The organism is Alitiscatomonas aceti, from assembly GCF_025567195.1.
In the GTDB taxonomy this organism is placed as follows: Bacteria; Bacillota; Clostridia; order Lachnospirales; family Lachnospiraceae; genus Alitiscatomonas; species Alitiscatomonas aceti.
This window is the reverse complement of sequence record NZ_JAOQJF010000032.1, coordinates 1-15,434: the sequence shown is the minus strand read 5'-3', so window position 1 is coordinate 15,434 and position 15,434 is coordinate 1. Positions and strand designations below refer to the sequence as shown.

Annotated in this window: 10 protein-coding genes; 8 read left to right on the top strand and 2 right to left on the bottom strand. The window is 54.5% G+C overall.

Annotation, left to right across the window (positions count from 1 at the left end; all coding sequences use genetic code 11):
• The first annotated feature begins 100 nt into the window (after positions 1 to 100).
• The gene (locus OCV69_RS13270; RefSeq protein ID WP_158359712.1) at positions 101 to 2,329 is read left to right on the top strand and encodes a polyribonucleotide nucleotidyltransferase; all 2,229 of its coding nucleotides are present in this window, start codon (positions 101 to 103) and stop codon (positions 2,327 to 2,329) included.
• A gap of 47 nt (positions 2,330 to 2,376) precedes the next feature.
• Here OCV69_RS13270 and OCV69_RS13265 read toward each other — a convergent pair whose 3' ends face one another.
• Together OCV69_RS13265 and OCV69_RS13260 are read right to left on the bottom strand one after the other, a co-directional pair.
• The gene (locus OCV69_RS13265) at positions 2,377 to 2,961 is read right to left on the bottom strand and encodes an ANTAR domain-containing response regulator (protein ID WP_158359713.1); all 585 of its coding nucleotides are present in this window, start codon (positions 2,959 to 2,961) and stop codon (positions 2,377 to 2,379) included.
• A gap of 27 nt (positions 2,962 to 2,988) precedes the next feature.
• Positions 2,989 to 4,200: a glutamine synthetase family protein gene (locus OCV69_RS13260; RefSeq protein ID WP_022272537.1), complete on the bottom strand. Its 1,212-nt coding sequence runs from the start codon at positions 4,198 to 4,200 to the stop codon at positions 2,989 to 2,991.
• A gap of 320 nt (positions 4,201 to 4,520) precedes the next feature.
• On the opposite strand from OCV69_RS13260, the gene OCV69_RS13255 reads away from it, so the two are divergent.
• The 7 genes from OCV69_RS13255 to OCV69_RS13225 all read left to right on the top strand — a co-directional run bounded on the left by OCV69_RS13255 (position 4,521) and on the right by OCV69_RS13225 (position 15,354).
• Positions 4,521 to 6,617, top strand: coding sequence for a glutamine synthetase III family protein (locus OCV69_RS13255; protein ID WP_158359715.1), 2,097 nt, complete (start codon positions 4,521 to 4,523; stop codon positions 6,615 to 6,617).
• 21 nt (positions 6,618 to 6,638) lie between these two features.
• A complete protein-coding gene (locus OCV69_RS13250; RefSeq protein WP_317258420.1) occupies positions 6,639 to 7,979 on the top strand; it encodes an O-acetylhomoserine aminocarboxypropyltransferase/cysteine synthase family protein in 1,341 nt (446 codons plus the stop codon).
• Positions 7,976 to 9,589, top strand: a complete 1,614-nt coding sequence (locus OCV69_RS13245; RefSeq protein WP_158359717.1) for a CTP synthase — start codon at positions 7,976 to 7,978, stop codon at positions 9,587 to 9,589. The genes OCV69_RS13250 and OCV69_RS13245 overlap by 4 nt, the downstream gene beginning before the upstream one ends.
• A 4-nt stretch (positions 9,590 to 9,593) precedes the next feature.
• The gene (gene glmS / locus OCV69_RS13240; protein WP_158359719.1) at positions 9,594 to 11,432 is read left to right on the top strand and encodes a glutamine--fructose-6-phosphate transaminase (isomerizing); all 1,839 of its coding nucleotides are present in this window, start codon (positions 9,594 to 9,596) and stop codon (positions 11,430 to 11,432) included.
• 27 nt (positions 11,433 to 11,459) lie between these two features.
• Entirely contained in the window at positions 11,460 to 12,902 is a 1,443-nt protein-coding gene (gene purF, locus OCV69_RS13235; protein WP_158359721.1) for an amidophosphoribosyltransferase, read from the top strand.
• Positions 12,899 to 14,080, top strand: coding sequence for an LL-diaminopimelate aminotransferase (locus OCV69_RS13230; protein WP_158359723.1), 1,182 nt, complete (start codon positions 12,899 to 12,901; stop codon positions 14,078 to 14,080). The genes purF and OCV69_RS13230 overlap by 4 nt, the downstream gene beginning before the upstream one ends.
• Before the next feature lie 272 nt (positions 14,081 to 14,352).
• Positions 14,353 to 15,354: an ABC transporter permease gene (locus OCV69_RS13225; RefSeq protein ID WP_331485739.1), complete on the top strand. Its 1,002-nt coding sequence runs from the start codon at positions 14,353 to 14,355 to the stop codon at positions 15,352 to 15,354.
• Positions 15,355 to 15,434 lie beyond the last annotated feature (80 nt).

Here is a 15,434-nt window from a genome sequence, read left to right as displayed (position 1 = left end):
ATCCGAGACCGCTAAAGGACGCAGGAGCGGATCCTGTGCCGTTTAGTAGTTTCGGCTTCTTCTGCCAGACTATATTTTATTGAGAAAAGGAGACGAAGCCATGTTTAAAAGTTTTTCCATGGACTTAGCCGGACGTACCTTAACCGTTGAGGTGGGCCGTGTGGCAAAGCAGGCCAACGGTGCAGCGTTCATGCACTACGGCGATACAGTCGTTCTTTCTACGGCAACTGCATCCGATAAACCCAGGGACGGGATCGATTTCTTCCCCTTAAGCGTTGAATTTGAAGAGAAATTATACGCAGTCGGAAAGATCCCGGGAGGTTTTACAAAGAGAGAAGGAAAGGCGTCTGAGAACGCAGTCCTTACTGCCCGTGTCATTGACCGCCCCATGCGTCCTCTGTTCCCCAAGGATTACAGAAACGACGTGACCCTTGACAACATCGTTATGTCTGTGGATCCGGAGTGCAGCCCGGAGCTGACCGCAATGCTGGGCTCTGCCATTGCCACCAGCATTTCCGATATCCCCTTTGACGGTCCCTGCGCCACCACCCAGGTGGGCCTCATCGACGGTGAGTTCATCATCAACCCCACTGCGGCGCAGAAGAAGGTTTCCGATCTGGCCCTGACCGTGGCTTCCACCAGGGAAAAAGTCATCATGATCGAAGCCGGAGCCAACGAGGTTCCCGAGGATACGATGATCGAAGCCATCTTTAAGGCTGACGAGGTAAATAAAGAGATCATCGCCTTCATCGACAAGATCGTTGCCGAGTGCGGAAAAGAAAAGCACTCCTACGAGAGCTGTGCGATTCCGGAAGAGCTGTTTGCTGCCATCCGGGAGATCGTTCCGCCAGAGGAGATGGAAGAGGCCGTATTTACAGACGATAAGCAGACCCGTGAGGAGAACATCCGCCAGATCACAGAGCGTCTGGAGGAAGCGTTTGCAGAAAATGAAGAGTGGCTTCCGCTGGTGGGAGACGCTGTTTACCAGTACCAGAAGAAGACAGTCAGAAAGATGATCTTAAAGGATCACAAGAGACCGGACGGCCGTAAGATCGACGAGATCCGTCCCCTGGCTGCGGAAGTGGATCTTTTACCGAGAGTCCACGGCTCCGGTATGTTCACCCGCGGACAGACCCAGATCTTAAACGCATGTACACTGGCTCCCCTTTCCGAGGCCCAGCGTCTGGATGGTCTGGATGAAAATGAGACCACCAAGAGATATATGCACCACTATAACTTCCCGTCCTTCTCGGTTGGCGAGACAAAGCCGTCCAGAGGACCGGGACGCCGTGAGATCGGCCATGGCGCTTTAGCAGAGCGCGCTCTTCTGCCGGTACTTCCCAGCGAAGAGGAGTTCCCCTACGCCATCCGTACTGTATCTGAGACCATGGAATCCAACGGATCCACCTCCCAGGCCAGTATCTGTGCTTCCTCCCTGTCCTTAATGGCAGCAGGCGTACCGATCCGATCCATGGTAGCCGGTATCTCCTGCGGTCTTGTGACCGGAGAGACCGACGACGACTACCTGGTGCTTACAGATATCCAGGGCCTTGAGGACTTCTTTGGAGACATGGACTTTAAGGTAGGTGGTACCCATAAGGGAATCACCGCCATCCAGATGGACATTAAGATCCACGGCCTGACCCGCCAGATCATCGAAGAGGCCATCCGCCGCTGCCGTGAGGCCCGCCTTTACATCATGGACAATGTAATGGCTCCGGTGATCTCCGAGCCCAGAAAGCAGCTTTCCCAGTATGCGCCCAAGATCTCCCAGATCATGATCGATCCCCAGAAGATCGGCGATGTGGTAGGAAAGCAGGGCAAGGTGATCAATGGCATCATCGCTGAGACCGGCGTAAAGATCGATATCACCGACGACGGAGCTGTAAATGTATGCGGCACGGATCAGGAGATGATCGACAAAGCGATTTCCATTATTAAAAACATCGTTACCGAGGTAGAGGCAGGCATGATCTTTACCGGTAAGGTAGTCCGGATCATGGAATTCGGTGCCTTCGTGGAGCTGGCTCCCAACAAGGACGGCATGGTCCACATTTCCAAACTGTCCGATAAGAGAGTAGCCAAGGTGGAGGATGTTGTGAACATCGGCGACGTGGTAACCGTCCGCGTGACCGAGGTGGACCGCATGGGAAGGATCAACCTGACCATGAGACCGGAGGACATGACTGCGGATCTTGAAAAGCTGACCCGTCCGGAGAAACGCGAGGAAAGACGCGACCGCGGGGACAGAAGAGGCGGAGACAGAGAACGCCGCGGCGACAGAGAGCGCAGGGATGACAGAAGAGAGAAAAGAGAAGAGAACGAATAAATAAGCAAAAAGCGGAGAGCTGCCGGGAACGGCGGCGTCTCCGCTTTTTAAGAATACGTTTTAATGATCTCTTCGGCGATGGTCTGTCTGGTAACGCAGCGGTCCATGGCCTGTTTTTCGATGTAGCGGTGGGCTTCAGGCTCGCTCATGGAGAGCTGGCTGATCAGAAGCCACTTGGCCTTATTGACCAGACGGATCTCAGCCATTTTTTCTTCAATGGACAGGGATTTTTTTTCAAATTGTCTCAGACGCTCTCTGGCACTTTCAAGCCAGCTGAGCGCATAGGTCATGGTTGTTTTCGATATGGGCTTTGACAGGGTGAACACGCCGTATTCGGTGACCTGTTCATGGATCCCGTTATGCAGGTCGCTTTTTACCAGAAGGAGGACCACCGACTGCCGGCTGCTGCACAGATCGATGGCAAAACGGACGCCCATGTCGTCGGGCAGAGGGGAATTGATGATAACAAAGTCATACGCCTTTGCCGCAGCCGCCCGTCTGGCGGCGCTGATGCTTGATACCGTCCGGACGGGGGAATACCTTGCCTCGGGCAGCAGGTCCGCGAAGGCGGAGGTGAGGGAGCCGGCTGCGGAAACGATGAGAATGCTGTATGAACGTCCTCTTAAGCTCATGGTTCACCCTCCTTCTGGGAATCCGGTCTACTGGCCGCAGTATATTTTTAATATGGCCTCCGGGATATATTTTCTGATAAAGGCGCTGCCGGCTGCGGCGGCGCGGGCAGCCTCAAGATCCTCTGGAAGCTGTCTAAAAGCCGCAAGGGCAGAGGCGTCTGCCCGGTACAGATTGAAATCCGCAGGAGGCGGCGGCACCAGCCTGCCCTGAAGGCCCTCGAGGACCGCATAGATCATAAGGGCAAAGGCCAGATAGGGATTTGCGGACGGGTCCGGGGAGCGGAGCTCCACACGCCGGTACGCACCCACGGCCGCCGGGACACGGATCAGCTGGGAGCGGTTTTCACTGGACCAGGAGATGTACCTGGGAGCCTTATTGCTGCCAAAGCGCTTGTAGGAATTGGCGGTTGGATTTAAAAATACGGTCATATCTGAAATTTTATCCAGGATGCCGGCGATCATGGGATCCATATGGTCGGCGCCGTCGGAGGATTTTACGGACATGTTGATATGGAAGCCGTTTCCTGCCTTGTTTTCCAATGGCTTGGGACTGAAATCAGCAAAGATGCCGTTCAGCCCGGCAATGGTCTTTACTACGGTCTGAAAGGTCATGGAGTTGTCGGCAGCAGTCAGAGGGTCAGAATAGCGGAAGTCGATCTCATTCTGCCCAGGCCCCTCCTCATGGTGCGAACTTTCCGGCAGGATCCCCATCTGGTCCAGCATAAGGCAGACCTCGCGGCGTATATCCTCGCCCTTGTCTTCGGGGGCGATATCCATATAGGCCGCGTGGTCATGGGGGATCTTGGTGGGCGTTCCGTTGTCGTCCAGCCGGAACAGATAAAATTCCTGCTCCGCTCCAAAGAAAAACTGGTATCCGGCCCTGTCCGCGTCCTGGACGGCCCTCCTTAACAGGGAGCGGGTATCACATTCGAAGATTTTTCCATCCAGACCGGTGATGCTGCAGAACATCCGTACCACGCGTCCGTGCTCCGGCCGCCAGGGCAGGGCCGTCAGCGTATCCGTGTCAGGATGGAGGAACAGGTCCGAATGGCTTTCATCGCCAAAGCCGGTGATGGCAGACGCGTCAATGGCGATGCCGTACTCAAAAGCCCTGGGCAGCTCCTGCGGCATGATGGAAATATTTTTCTGCCTTCCAAATACATCGCAGAACGCCAGACGGATGAATTTCACGTCCTCCTCCCGCATATACTGGAGAACTTCTTCTTTCGAATATTTCATAATCTTACCTGCTTTCTTTACGATTGCTGCTGAAAACGTAAGAGGCGTCCATTTTTAAGGCAGAAATATACTGCTGTAAAAATGAACGCCCTTGCTCATATTTAATATATATACTGTGGATCTGAGCGTTTGTCAAGAGATAAAAAGGTTTTTTCAGCCGGGCTGGCGGGAAATGGGCAGAGAAAAAAATAAAAAAGGGATTGACAATTTTTTTTCCGGGGTGTATGATGCAACCCATAAAGGCAAAGGCGTCTTTGAGACAGGATCTCAGAGGCGCCTTTGCCTTTGCATTTTTTTAACAACAGGCGAGGAGCGATAGTATGAAAAATGTACCGGATTTTTTTGGATGCAGCGTATTCGATGACCGGGTGATGAAGGCAAAGCTTCCCTCAAAGGTATATCTGTCATTGAGAAGGACCATTGAGGAAGGCGAAAAGCTGGACATCAGCGTAGCCAATGCCGTTGCGGATGCCATGAAGGACTGGGCCGCCGCCAAAGGGGCCACCCACTATACACACTGGTTCCAGCCTCTGACCGGCGTGACGGCGGAAAAGCACGACGGATTTATTTCCCCGTCGCCGGACGGCGGGGTGATCATGGAATTTTCGGGGAAGGAGCTGATCAAGGGGGAACCGGACGCGTCCTCGTTCCCGTCCGGCGGACTCCGGGCGACCTTTGAGGCAAGAGGCTATACGGCGTGGGATCCCACCTCATACGCGTTTATCAAGGGAAAAACCCTGTATATTCCCACGGCATTCTGCTCCTATGGAGGCGAGGCGCTGGATAAGAAGACACCGCTGCTCAGATCCATGGAGGCCTTAAATAAGCAGGCCCTGCGCATTCTCCGTCTGTTTGGAAATGACGATGTAAAATATGTCCGCACAGCCGTGGGGCCGGAGCAGGAATATTTTCTTATTACAAGGGAAATGTATGAGCAGAGAAAGGACCTGCGGTTCACGGGACGGACTCTTTTTGGAGCGAAGCCTCCCAAGGGACAGGAAATGGACGATCATTATTTTGGAGTGATCAAGCCAAGGGTGGCCGCATATATGGAGGATCTGAATAAGGAGCTCTGGAAGCTGGGGGTCCTGGCGAAAACAGAGCATAACGAGGTGGCTCCGGCCCAGCATGAGCTGGCGCCCATTTACACCACCACCAATATCGCAACGGACCATAACCAGCTGACCATGGAAATGATGCAGAAGGTGGCGGCAAAGCACGGTCTGGTATGTCTTCTCCACGAGAAGCCGTTTGCCGGAGTAAACGGAAGCGGCAAGCATAATAACTGGTCGATGGCGACGGATAAGGGGATCAACCTTCTGTCTCCGGGGGAAACGCCCTATGAAAATGCCCAGTTCCTGCTGTTTTTGTGCGCTGTGATCCAGGCAGTGGACGACTATCAGGATCTGCTCCGCATTTCCGTGGCAACAGCTGGAAACGATCACAGGCTTGGCGCCAATGAAGCGCCTCCGGCGGTGGTGTCCATCTTTCTGGGAGACGAACTGAACGGAGTCCTGGAGGCCATCGAAACCGGTACGCCGTATGCGGGAGCAGAAAAGACACAGATGAAGCTGGGGGTCAATGTTCTTCCCAAATTTAACCGGGATACGACGGACCGCAACCGCACGTCGCCTTTTGCGTTTACTGGGAATAAATTTGAATTCCGTATGCTGGGCTCTTCTAACAGCATTGCCTGTGCCAACATCATGCTGAACAGTGCAGTGGCAGAATGCCTGAAGCTCTATGCGGACCGGCTGGAGAAGGCGGGGGATTTTGAGACTGCGCTTCATGAAACGCTCCGTGAGACCATCCGGGATCACAAACGGATCATTTTTAATGGGAATGGCTATGACGACGCATGGCTGAAGGAGGCTGTGGAAAAAAGAGGGCTTCTGAATTACCGGACAACGCCGGACTGCATCCCCCACCTTCTGGATGAAAAAAATGTGAGGATGCTGACGTCCCATAAGGTATTTTCTGAGGCGGAGCTGAGATCCAGATGCGAGATCCTGCTGGACAACTATTGCAAGACGGTCCTGATCGAAGCAAACACCATGATCGATATGGCGAGAAGGGAAATCGCTCCGGCGGTGAGCGGGTACGCAGCGGAGCTGGCCCATACAGCAGCGGCCAAGAAAGCTGTGGACAGCTCGTTATCCTGCGGCTATGAGACGGAGCTGCTGAAGAAGCTGGCAATGCTGGAGGATCAGATCATGATCCGGTCTGAGGAACTGCAGGAGGCTGTGCTGGAGATCCAGGACATTGGGGATATTGCAGAGGAATCCCGCAGGATCCGGGATACTGTTTTAGGAAAAATGGGGCAGCTCCGGGTCGCCTGCGACAGTGCGGAAACCATGACGGCAAAGAAATACTGGCCGTTCCCCACCTATGAGGACCTGTTATTCAGCGTAAGATAAAACGGGGAAAGGAAATTGATAATGAAACAATACAGATTTGAAACGCTCCAGATCCATGTGGGCCAGGAAATGCCGGATCCGGCCACAGATGCGCGCGCAGTACCGATTTACGCCACTGCGTCATATGTTTTTCATGACTGCGCCCATGCGGCGGCCCGATTTGGGCTAGAGGATCCCGGAAATATTTACGGCCGTCTGACCAATTCCACTCAGGAGGTGCTGGAAAAGCGGGCTGCCGCCCTGGAGGGAGGCACAGCAGCGCTGGCGCTGGCTTCGGGGGCTGCCGCCATTGCGTATACCCTGCAGGCCCTGGGACAGAACGGCGGCCACTTTGTGGCCCAGAAAACAATCTATGGAGGCAGCTACAACCTGATGGAGCATACGCTTCCCGGCTTTGGGATCACGGCCTCTTTTGTGAATATCCATGATCTTGACGAGGTGGAGGCTGCGATCCAGGAAAATACAAGGGCGGTCTACATCGAAACCCTGGGAAATCCCAACAGCGACATCCCCGATATCGACACGCTGGCGGCCCTTGCCCACAGACATGGCATTCCTCTTGTTGTGGACAATACCTTCGGCACACCGTATTTCATCCGTCCCATCGAGCACGGAGCGGATATTGTGGTACATTCTGCTACAAAATTTCTTGGGGGCCATGGCACGACCCTTGGAGGCCTCATTGTGGATTCGGGAAATTTCGACTGGGCTGTCTCGGGGAAGTATCCGGCCATTGCAGAGCCGAACCCAAGCTATCACGGTGTTTCCTTCGTAAAGGCCGCCGGTCCGGCCGCCTTTGTCACCTATATCCGCGCGATCCTGCTCCGGGACACGGGAGCGTCCATTTCTCCATTTGCGGCGTTTTTGCTGCTGCAGGGGATCGAAACGCTGTCGCTCCGTCTGGAACGCCATGCGGAAAACACGAAACGGGTGGTGGAATTTTTAAATGGCCATCCACAGGTCGAAAGGGTGAACCATCCGTCGCTCCCGTCCCATCCGGATCACGCACTTTACCAGAAATTTTTTCCCAATGGGGGAGCATCTGTTTTTACGTTTGATATTAAGGGAGGAGCAGAGGCTGCGTATAAATTTATCGATAATCTGCAGGTGTTTTCACTGCTTGCCAATGTGGCGGATGTGAAAAGCCTGGTGATCCATCCGGCAACCACGACCCACAGCCAGCTTTCTCCCGAAGAATTGGCGGACCAGGAGATCCGGCCCAATACGATCCGGCTTTCCATAGGGACCGAGCATATTGAGGATATACTTGAGGATCTGCAGATGGGATTTCATGCGGCGGAGCAGATGGGCCTGGATGCTGCTGGGGCGGAAATGCCGGAGAAAATGGAGGAACAGTCATGACAAAATATATATTTGTGACCGGAGGTGTAGTCTCTGGTCTGGGAAAGGGGATCACAGCCGCCTCTCTTGGCAGGCTTTTAAAGGCCAGGGGCCTGAAGGTGGCGGCCCAGAAGCTGGATCCGTATATCAATGTCGATCCGGGGACCATGAGTCCGTACCAGCACGGAGAGGTATATGTGACCGAGGACGGGGCGGAAACCGACCTGGATCTGGGCCACTATGAGCGGTTCATTGACGAGGACCTGAACCAGTACTCCAATCTGACAACCGGAAAGGTCTACTGGAACGTTCTCAACAAAGAGCGGAGAGGAGAATACCTGGGCTCCACGGTCCAGGTGATCCCTCATATTACCAATGAGATCAAGGAGTTTGTGTACCGCGTGGGAAAAAAGACAGATGCGGACGTGGTGATCACAGAGATCGGAGGGACCATCGGGGATATTGAATCCCAGCCGTTTTTGGAGGCTGTGCGCCAGATCGCTCTGGAGGTGGGAGACGAGAACAGCCTGTTCATCCATGTGACCCTGGTCCCCTATCTGAGCGGGTCTGAGGAGCATAAATCAAAGCCGACCCAGCATTCCGTCAAGGAGCTCCGGGGCATGGGGATCAATCCCGATCTCATCGTTCTCCGGACAGACAGACCGCTGGAGGAGGCCATTTTCCGGAAGATCTCCCTGTTCTGCAACGTAAAGGAGGACTGTGTAATCGAAAACAGGACTCTGGCGAATCTGTACGAAGCGCCTCTGATGCTGGAATGCTCCGGCTTTTCGGATGTGGTATGCAGAGAGCTCCGCATTGATGCGCCGGAGCCGGATCTGGCCGAGTGGGAAGCCATGGTGGAGCAGATCCGGAGCCGGTCAGAGGAGGTACATATCGGCCTGGTGGGCAAATACGTAAAGCTCCATGACGCCTATCTGTCTGTGGCGGAGGCAATGAACCATGCGGGCTATGGACTGAATGCGTTTGTGAGGATCCACTGGATCGATTCTGAAACGATCAAAAGGGAAACGGCAGCCGGGGTCCTGGGCGGACTGGACGGGATCATCGTTCCAGGCGGGTTTGGAAACCGCGGGATCGAGGGAATGATCCTGGCCGCAGAATACGCCCGTGAAAACCAGATCCCCTACCTGGGGATCTGTCTGGGGATGCAGATCGCGGTCATTGAATTTGCCAGGAATGTTCTGGGGCTGGCAGACGCCAATTCGGGAGAATTCGACGAACAGTGCGCGCACAAGGTGATCGATTTTATGCCGGGACAGAGCGGGGAGATCCATAAGGGCGGCACCCTGCGCCTGGGAAGCTATCCCTGCCGCATAAAGGAAGGAAGCAGAATGGAAGAGTGCTATGGTGCCGGACTGATCCATGAGCGCCACCGTCACCGCTATGAGCTTAACAATCAGTACCGCAGGGAGCTGGAGCAGGCGGGACTTGTGATAAGCGGCGTCTCTCCGGACGACCGGCTGGCAGAGGCCGTAGAGCTGCCGGACCATCCGTTTTTTGTGGGAGTGCAGTTCCATCCGGAATTTAAGAGCCGGCCCAACCAGCCCCATCCACTGTTTAAAGGCTTTATTTCAGCCGCATTGCAGCAGGCGAAGGGAAAAGAGGTGTAGGACTATGTGCGGGATCATTGGATTCGCGGGAAATACAGAGGCAGTTCCCATTCTGCTGGACGGGCTGGAGCGGCTGGAATACAGAGGATATGACTCAGCCGGAGTCGCGGTGGCATCGCCGGAGGGAAGGCTCCAGGTAAAAAAATGCAAAGGCCGCCTTGGCGTTCTCCGGGAGGCCCTGGCCGCCCAGAAGCCTCTGACCGGGCAGGTGGGCATCGGCCATACCAGATGGGCGACCCATGGGGAGCCGAACGATGTAAACGCCCATCCCCATGTGAGCCAGAGCGGGAAGCTTGCAGTGGTCCACAATGGGATCATAGAAAATTATATGGAGATCAAACAGTCTCTGCTCCATAAAGGCGTTGTGTTTGCCTCTGATACGGATACAGAGGTCATTGTCCAGCTTCTGGAGTATTATTATAAGAAGAGCTCCAACCTGATGGACGCGGTGTATGAGGTTTTAAACCGCATCAAGGGCGCTTACGCCATGGGGATCCTCTGCTCGGATTTCCCGGAGCAGCTGATCGCCGTACGAAAGGACGCGCCGCTGCTCATCGGCTACGGAGCAGACGGAAATTATATTGCCTCTGACGTGACCGCGCTGCTTGCCCACACAAGGACGGTCACCTATATGGAGGATGACGAGGTGGCAGTGGTCACGGCAGACCATGTGCAGATCCTTGGAAGGGACGGCTGCTTTCTAGAAAAGGAAAAGCATCAGATCCAATGGGACGTTTCAGCAGCGGAAAAAGGCGGGTACGCCCACTTTATGTTAAAAGAGATCATGGAGCAGCCGGAGGCCGTCCGCAGGACCATCCAGCCGAGACTGGCAGATGGGGAGATCGTGTTTGAGGAACTGGAGGATGAAAGGGACCTGATGAAGGGGATCTCCAGGATCTATCTTGTGGCCTGCGGCTCCGCATACCATGTGGGAATGATCGGAAAGTACGCCCTGGAAAGACTCCTGGGAATTCCTGTGGAGGCCTGCCTCGCGTCTGAGTTCCGGTACAGCGGGCCGCTCTTGGGCGAGTCGGCGCTGGTGATCGTGATCAGCCAGTCGGGAGAAACGCTGGATTCCATGGCGGCGCTCCGGGAAGCGAAGCGGAGGGGCTCGAAGGTCCTTTCCATCGTAAACGTCATGGGAAGCTCCATTGCCAGGGAATCGGATCATGTGCTTTATACGTGGGCGGGGCCGGAGATCGCCGTGGCGACCACAAAGGCATATACCACACAGACTGTTCTTCTTCTCATGCTGGGCGTTTATCTGGCCAGGCGGCTGGACCGGATCGGAAACGGGGAGTACCAGGAGATCGTCCGGGAGCTTCATGGCCTGCATGAAAGGATCGGTATGGTCTTAAAAAACCTGGAGCTTTACCAGAAAACGGCAGCCAGGTATTTTAACCATGACAGCGTCTTTTACATCGGACGGAACCAGGACTACGCCCTGGGGATGGAGGGCTCCCTGAAATTAAAGGAGATCTCCTACATCCACTCGGAATCCTATGCGGCGGGAGAGCTGAAGCATGGGACCATTTCCCTGATCGAGCCGGGAACGCTGGTGGTTGCTCTGGCGGTCTATGAGCCGCTGGTGGAAAAAATGCGGTCCAATATCGTGGAGGTAAGGTCCAGAGGCGCGGAGGTGGTTGCAGTGACCACGGAGGAGAACAGGGACATGATCGGCAGCCAGGCATCGGAGGTATTTGTGATCCCAAAGGTCCATACGCTCCTGCAGCCGGTGCTGGGAGTGGTCCCGCTGCAGCTGTTTGCCTATTATATCGCGCTGAACCGGGGCTGCGATATTGATAAGCCGAGAAATCTGGCAAAATCGGTTACGGTAGAATAGGGGATGGAGGCAGGAGAAAGGAGCAGTATGGGAATTCACGAAGAATGCGGCGTGTTTGGAGTGCTCAGCGCCAAAAAAGAAAATGTGGCGGAGCTGGTCTATTACGGGCTCTATGCCCTGCAGCACAGAGGGCAGGAAAGCTGTGGGATCGTGGTCAATGACGATGGAGTCTTTTCCTCTTACAAGGACCTGGGACTGGTGAGCGAGGTGTTTTCAAAGGATACCCTGGCTCATTTTCCCGAAGGGACCATGGCGGTGGGCCATGTGAGATATGGGACCACCGGAGGAAATACAAGGAGCAACTGCCAGCCCATTGAGGTCAGCCACCAGAAGGGGAAAATGGCCCTGGCCCACAACGGGAACCTGACCAACGCCTTAACGCTCCGCGACAGGCTGGAGCTGTCAGGCGCTATTTTCCATACGACCAGCGATACGGAAACCATTGCGTATATGATCACCAGAGAACGGCTGGGAGCGTCCAGCATCGAGGAGGCCGTCAGCCGCGCCATGGAGTCTCTGGAGGGAGCGTATTCCCTGGTACTGATGTCCTCTGCGAAAATGGTCGCCGCGCGGGATCCATATGGATTCAGGCCCCTGTGCTATGGCAGGATGCCGGACGGCGCCTATGTGGCCGCGTCGGAGAGCTGCGCGCTGTCTGCGGTGGGGGCGGAGTATGTGAGGGATGTTCTGCCTGGGGAGATCGTGGTCTTCCGTCCGGACGGTGTGGAATCCAGAAGAGAGCACTGCGGAACCCAGAGGCAGAAGACCTGTATTTTTGAATATATCTATTTTGCCAGGCCGGATTCTGTGATCGACGGCATATCGGTCCACGAATCGAGAAGAAGGGCGGGAGAGCTGCTGGCAGAGCGGTATCCGGTGGACGCGGACCTGGTGACCGGGGTTCCGGACAGCGGGCTGGACGCGGCCCTGGGATTTTCGGAGCGGTCCGGGATCCCCTATGGGATCGGGCTGATCAAAAATAAATATATCGGAAGGACCTTTATCTCTCCGGGACAGAGGGAGCGGCTGGATCAGGTCAGGATCAAGCTCTCTCCTGTGAGGAGTGTCATTGAAGGGAAACGGGTGGTTTTGATCGACGATTCCATTGTCCGCGGAACCACCAGCAGGCGCATTGTAAAGCTTCTGCGGGACGCGGGAGCCAGAGAGATCCATATGAGGATCTCTGCTCCGCCGTTTCTGCATCCCTGCTATTATGGGACCGATATTGATTCAGAGGAAAATCTGATCGCCTGCCATCACACCACAGAGGAGATCGCGAAGCTCATAGGAGTGGATTCCCTGGGCTATCTGGAGGTGGAAAGCCTGGGCGGGCTGACAGGCAGCAAAAATTACTGCGCTGCCTGTTTCCAGGGAGATTATCCGACAAAGATACCGGCCGACCTCCGGAAGGACCGTTTTGAAAGAAGGCTGTCAGAGGAGATCGGAGGAAGAAAGGAAGGAACGGAATGATACCAAATACCAACTATAAGAATTTAAAGGATTCCTATCTGTTTTACCATATCGCACAGAAGACAAAGGCGTATCTGGAGCAGCATCCCGGGGCCTATCTGTACCGCATGGGCATCGGCGACGTGTCCCTGCCCCTTTGCGACGCGGTGATCCAGGCCCTTCACAAGGCCGTAGACGACCAGGCGGTCAAAGCCTCTTTCCATGGGTATATGCCGGAATGCGGTGATCCGGAGCTCCGCAGGACCATTGCCGGATACTATAAAAAGAGGAACGCGGACCTTTCGCCGGAGGAGGTATTTATTTCCAGCGGCGCCAGCGACGAGCTGGGAGATATCCTCGATCTGTTCGGCAGGGACAAGAAGGTTATGATCATGGAGCCAGCCTATCCGGCTTATGTGGATGCCAATATCATCGCAGGCAATACGATCATACATATCCCATCGGGAGAGGCAGAGGGCTTTGTGCCGCAGCCCGGTGAAAGGGATCGGGCGGATGTGATCTATATCTGTTCCCCCAACAATCCGACGGGGGCGGTCTTCAGCCGCGAGAGATTAAAGCAATGGGTGGATTACGCCAACCGGACCGACGCGGTTCTTCTGTTTGATGCCGCCTATGAGGCATTTATTGAGGACGAGGATATCCCCCATAGTATTTTTGAAATAGAGGGGGCAAAAACCTGTGCCATTGAGATCTGTTCCCTGTCGAAGACAGCCGGATTCACAGGGACCAGGCTGGGCTATACGGTGATCCCCAGGGAGCTGGAGCGGAATGGGATGCGCTTAAATGAAATGTGGATCCGGAACCGCACAACAAAAACCAATGGGGTCTCCTACATCATCCAGAAAGGCGGAGCAGCTGTGTTCACTGAGGAAGGACAAAAGCAGGTCCGTGAAAGGATCCAGGTTTATAAAAAGAATGCGAAGGTGCTCATGGAGGCCCTGGACCGGCTGGGGATCTGGTACTGCGGCGGAAAAAACGCGCCCTACATCTGGATGAGGTGCCCTGGGGGAATGGGAAGCTGGGAGTTTTTCGACTACCTGCTCCAGGAGATCCAGGTAGTGGGAACGCCGGGAGAAGGCTTTGGAGCATGCGGGGAAGGATATTTCCGGTTTTCCACCTTCGGCTCGCCGGAGGATACAAAGGAGGCGGCAGAACGGCTGGTGAAGCTGCTGGGCTGACGATTCCTTTCCCGCCCTGCGGGGCCAGTCCACTGGCTGCTTCATTCGTTCTTGTTTTGTCAATATCAACTAAAATTCAAGGAATGCCCAGTCATAGAATCGTCCTTTTTACAAGTTGCATATAACTAACTGATGTGCTATACTCTGCGGGTAACGCAAGATAGGATTGCTTTTGCGTCAAAAATATCTGCGTTTTTTGTTTATACATAGGTTAGTTAAAACTAATTAAAGGAGGCAATACTATCAGACAATATCGCTCAACAGTATTACTTGTGGTCCTGCTGCTGGTCGCGTTCGTTATTTCACTTTTTATAGGCGTGATTGAACTGCCGCTGCAGGAGCTTCTGTCAGGAAATCTGCATTTATGGGAGATCTTTTTGGTATCCCGTCTTCCGCGCCTGCTGGCGATTCTTTGTACCGGTGTGGGAATGAGCGTGGCCGGACTCATTATGCAGCAGCTGTGCAGCAACAAATTCGTGTCGCCCACAACTGGCGCCACCATTTCTTCGGCCCAGCTTGGCATTCTGCTGGCGCTGCTGTTCATGCCGTCGTCTACTTTGTGGACCCGGGCGCTCTTTGCCTTTGCGGCAGCGATCCTGGGCACCTGGATCTTCGTCTGGTTCATCCAGCGCATCCAGTTTAAGGATGCGGTGATGGTCCCGCTGGTGGGTATCATGTGCGGCAATGTCATCGGCGGCATTACCAGTTATCTGGCCTATAAATACGAAATGACCCAGGCCCTGTCCTCGTGGCTGGTGGGCCATTTTTCTCTGGTGCTGAAGGGGCGGTATGAGATCGTCTGGCTGACAGTGCCGCTGGTGGCGCTGGCTTTTGTATTCGCCAACCATTTCAATATTGTGGGGCTGGGAAAGGATTTTTCCAGGAACCTGGGAGTTCCCTATAACCTGGTCCTCTTTTCCGGACTTACCATCTCTGCCATGATCACTGCCAGCATCGTGGTGGTTGTCGGCTCCATCTCCTACATTGGTCTCATCGTGCCCAATGTGGTGGCCATGTATAAAGGGGACAGGATCCGGGGCACGTTGGTGGATACTGCCCTGTTCGGCGCCATTTTCGTACTGGTGTGCGACATGATCGGCCGGGTGGTGATCTTTCCTTATGAACTGCCCATCGAACTGATCGTTGGCATACTGGGCAGCCTCATCTTCATTGCCCTGTTGTTTTACCGGCTTAAATATGGACGCAGGGCCATCCGGCTGGGCGGTACAGGGACAGGCTGCTGCTCCGCCATGCCCGGTCTGAAAGCCTGCTAATAAAAAGTCAAGTGTTTTTTGAAGAAAATTTCAAAAATCCGATTTGATATTTTAGGGTACAACTTTTAAGCCACCATGAA